This window comes from Massilia sp. CT11-108, from assembly GCF_047302915.1.
Lineage (GTDB): Bacteria > Pseudomonadota > Gammaproteobacteria > Burkholderiales > Burkholderiaceae_D > Telluria > Telluria orientalis.
Genome location: NZ_JBKYMO010000881.1, coordinates 1 through 1,421, shown reverse-complemented (window position 1 = coordinate 1,421; position 1,421 = coordinate 1). Strand labels below are relative to the sequence as shown.

The 1,421-nt window shown below is 69.7% G+C and carries 1 protein-coding gene; it reads left to right on the top strand.

Going from position 1 to position 1,421, the window contains the following annotated elements; genetic code table 11:
• Positions 1-1,421, top strand: a 1,421-nt coding sequence (locus ACEN88_RS31655; protein WP_413346116.1) for a DUF6531 domain-containing protein, incomplete at both ends; no start/stop codon positions are given.

Below are 1,421 nucleotides of genomic sequence, written 5' to 3'. Positions count from 1 at the left end.
CGGTTTCGCGACCGCCTGGCACGCCGGAGACCTGCCGGCGGACGCGACCGCCCGGCGCACGACGATGCTGCGCGAGGCGACGGAATCGTTCGCGCAAGGGCAGATGCTGCTCGTGAAGGCAATCCTGACGGCGCTGGTGCTGTACCTGTCGCGCGGCCAGGTGCAAAGTTCGCTCCTCGTGCGCAACCTGTCGCAGAGCCGGCTGGGGCCGAAGTTCGCGGAATGGGTCGGCCAGAACCGCGACAAGCTGATGGCGCATCCGAACCTGCAGCCCAGGCTCGCGTCGGCACAGGGACAGGCCGAAGCCGGCGCGGGCAAGGGCGTCGCGAGGGAACCGGTGGAGGCGCAGAAACCGGCCGAGAAGCCATCGGAGGTCAAGCGCGGCATCGCCACCAGCAAGCCGCCGTGCAACCTCGTCGGCCAGCCCGTCAACCCGATCACGGGCGACAAGATCCTCCTCGGCGACCTGGACCTCGACTTCGCGTTACCCGCGCCGCTGCCGCTGGTCTGGCAGCGCACCTACAGCTCGGCGCTGCACCGCGCCGGCTGGCTGGGCCAGGGCTGGGCGCTGCCCATCAGCGACAGCCTGCAACTCAGCGCCGACGAGGTCGTCGTGCTGGACGCGTTCGACCGCGGCATCACGTTCTCGCTGCCGCGGGTCGGTGACGCGATCCATTCGCCGTCCGAACAGATCACGCTGGCGCGCACGGGAGATACGACGTTCGAGCTGGTCGACAACAATGGCCTGCGCACGCAATTCGCCGTGCTGTACGGCGACGGTATCGCCCGGCTGACGGGCTGGCAGGACGCCAACGACAACCACATCCGCGTCACGTACGACGCCCGCCGCCTGCCCGCACGCATCGACGACAGCGCGGGGCACAGCCTGGCCCTCGAGTTCGGACGCGTCGCGGGCGGCATGCGCCTGCTGGGCGTGACGCTGATGCCCGCGGAACCGGAAGGCAGCGCGCATACGCTGGTGTCCTACGAGTATGACGGCGCGGGCGACCTGCGGCGCGTGCGCAACCGCGCGGGCGATGCCGTGCGCGAGTTCGGCTACCGCAACCATGTGATGGTGGAACACGGCCAGCCGGACGGCCTCGTGTCGCGCTATGAGTACGACGTCGAAGGGCCGGATGGGAAGGTATTGCGCAACTGGACCAACACGGGGCAGTGGTGGGCATTCCGCTATCTCGACAAGGAAACGGTCGTCACCGACCAGCTGGGCCGCGTGCAGCACTACAGGTTCGACGCGCGCGGGCGCCTGGTCGCGCAGGTGGATGCGGCGGGCGGCGTCACGACACGTCGTCTGGACGAGAACGACAACCTGCTCGAACTGACCGACCCGGCCGGCCGCACGGTGCGCTACCGCTATGACGAGCGCAGCCGCATCGTCCGTGTCGAGCGGGGCGGGCGGGGCA